The following is a 2,539-nucleotide window of genomic DNA, read 5'->3' on the forward strand; positions in this document are numbered from 1 at the left end:
ATAATCTTCTAAAAGATTCAGTTAAATGCTTTAAACTTCGTTCTAAAGTATCCCCATCTATCGCATTTCGTGTCGATAGAGTAAGAAATAACCACCGAGCTTTAGGCTTTTCTTTTACTACTTCTTCAATCACTTTTTGAGCTTGATAACTATTTTTCATAGCACGCCTCCAATTACAAACTGGGCATAATTTTGACTTACAAAACCATGTCTTATGTAACTTCAAATAACCTTCATCAGTTGGCTTGAATTCTAAGACGTTACCACATTGTTTTACGTTAAAAGCCTTTTTAATTTTTAAAATTTCCAGTATATCTGCGTAACTTACATTATCAATTTTCTTTTCTCTCCATGGGCGTTGCTTCCCACTTTTCGTCATATCTTTTAATGTTTCGTTATCTTGATTTTCGTCAATATATTTAGTAGTATTATATTGCATATAAAAATCCCCCAGTTTTATTTAAGATTCGACACCTTAATAATATAACTGGGGTGTTTTCATGTCAAATTTTCTTTTCAACCACAAAAATACATAAAAACACTGTCACATCAACGATAAATCATATTTTTAAAAAAGAACGTTATTTCTATATAGTATCAAGACAAGAAGAAACTCGTTTTCAACTCGTTTCAAATTCCCAAGTTAGGAGGGATAAAATGAAAAATAATAATGTAACAGAAAAAGAATTATTTTATATTTTAGATTTATTTGAACACATGAAAGTAACTTATTGGTTAGATGGTGGCTGGGGGGTAGATGTATTAACTGGAAAACAACAAAGAGAACACAGAGATATAGATATAGATTTTGACGCTCAACACACTCAAAAAGTTATACAAAAATTAGAAGATATAGGATACAAAATAGAAGTTGATTGGATGCCTTCACGTATGGAACTTAAGCATGAAGAATATGGGTATTTAGATATTCATCCTATAAATCTAAATGATGATGGATCAATTACCCAAGCAAACCCAGAAGGTGGTAATTATGTTTTCCAAAATGACTGGTTTTCAGAAACTAATTACAAAGATCGAAAAATACCATGTATTTCAAAAGAAGCTCAACTTCTTTTTCATTCTGGTTATGATTTAACAGAAACAGACCATTTTGATATAAAAAATTTAAAATCAATAACATAATTGCTTTATTCCAATTGCTTTATTGACGTTGAGCCTCGGAACCCTTAACAATCCCAAAACTTGTCGAATGGTCGGCTTAATAGCTCACGCTATGCCGACATTCGTCTGCAAGTTTAGTTAAGGGTTCTTCTCAACTTCAATAAATTTTCTCGGCATAAATGCGTGTTCTTTTTTGTCTACTTAGTAAACCTGGTAATCCCAATTGTTATTGCTTTACAAGTCCAAAATTCATCGTTACAATCTAGTTAAATCCCGTAAGGGCGCACTTATACGTCGGATAAATCGACGTGTGCAAAACCATTATCGACCTTCGTCGATTTTTTATCTTAGTTTTAAGTAATCGGTGTTGTAGCACAGATATAAAAATTAATACTGCATTATTAGTAATCGGCGTTGTGGCGCAGATACAAAAATTAATACTGCACGAATTTGAATCGACGTTGTAGCGTAGATATAAAAATTAATACTACATCAAAATTTAACTAAGATTTAAGCTACTAGTTTTTTGCTAGTAGCTTTTTTATTTTTAAAATTTTAAATACCTTTATTTTGAATTTTAAGGGGGCATTTTAAAGATTTAGGGGTAATTCATATAGTTTTATGCCTAAAAACTTATATAAGCTCTTAAAACGCGAATATGAGCCAAATAAATATATGCTATTTCCAAAAGCAAAAATTTGAGCAAATCCAGTGTTGATTTTTTAAGACACTGGCCCATTTACATGCAAACTTAAAAGTTGGCATGTAAAGTGGTCAACCATGCCGGTTGAACGCTATAGTTCCCGCAGGGGCAAAAATACATAAAAAAACGCTAGCTTTTAAGCTAACGTTTCAAATTTTTTAAATAATAATTTTGTTTTTCAAAATTCCAAATTGCCGTAATCGAATGTGCTTTTTCTTCTTCGTCTGTTGTTTTATCTTCGTCACTTGTATTAATCAAATTGCCATCTTCGGCATCATCTAAATTTAAAATCTTATGTTTTTGTTTAAGTAATCCACCATAACTCAACATACGCTTTCGGTATAAACCTTTTTCTAAATCATTCACGATTTCTTGATTTCTTTCATCATCATCAGTTAAAAAATCAGATGACTTAACCGAATATTTAGAGGTTTCTTTAATAGCTGCTTGAATATCTTTATCGCCTTTTTGATTTGGTTTGATCGCTTTAATATTTGCTACCGGTCGATAATTTACTTGTAATGCTTTTTGCCATAAATTAACCCATTCTTCTTGAGTTATATAATTAGCTTTATTCTTAAAATAACTATTTTCAACACACAACAAAACATGCATATGTTGATTATAACTGCCATCATTTTTATTAACTGTAACTTCTGTTGAACGCATAAAACCAATTAAATTTTTACTAACTTTTTTATATTTAAATAATCT

The 2,539-nt window shown here is 30.6% G+C and carries 3 protein-coding genes; 1 reads left to right on the forward strand and 2 read right to left on the reverse strand.

The genetic code is table 11. The annotated features are described in order from the left end of the window. On the reverse strand, positions 1–439 hold a 439-nt coding region (locus AC2D8K_RS12495), incomplete at its 3' end, for a protein rep (RefSeq protein ID WP_484698819.1). Positions 440–657: 218 nt separating this feature from the next. Between AC2D8K_RS12495 and lnu(A) the strand changes: the two genes are divergently transcribed. Beyond that, positions 658–1,143 carry a lincosamide nucleotidyltransferase Lnu(A) gene (lnu(A), locus tag AC2D8K_RS12500; RefSeq protein ID WP_011645010.1) on the forward strand — a complete coding sequence of 162 codons (486 nt, stop codon included), beginning with the start codon at positions 658–660 and terminating at the stop codon, positions 1,141–1,143. An 823-nt stretch (positions 1,144–1,966) separates the two neighbouring features. On the opposite strand, the gene AC2D8K_RS12505 is transcribed toward lnu(A), so the two are convergent. Next, positions 1,967–2,539 (reverse strand): protein rep (locus AC2D8K_RS12505; protein ID WP_484698821.1); only part of this gene is annotated, 573 nt, incomplete at its 5' end.

The organism is Staphylococcus sp. 510 (assembly GCF_057219715.1).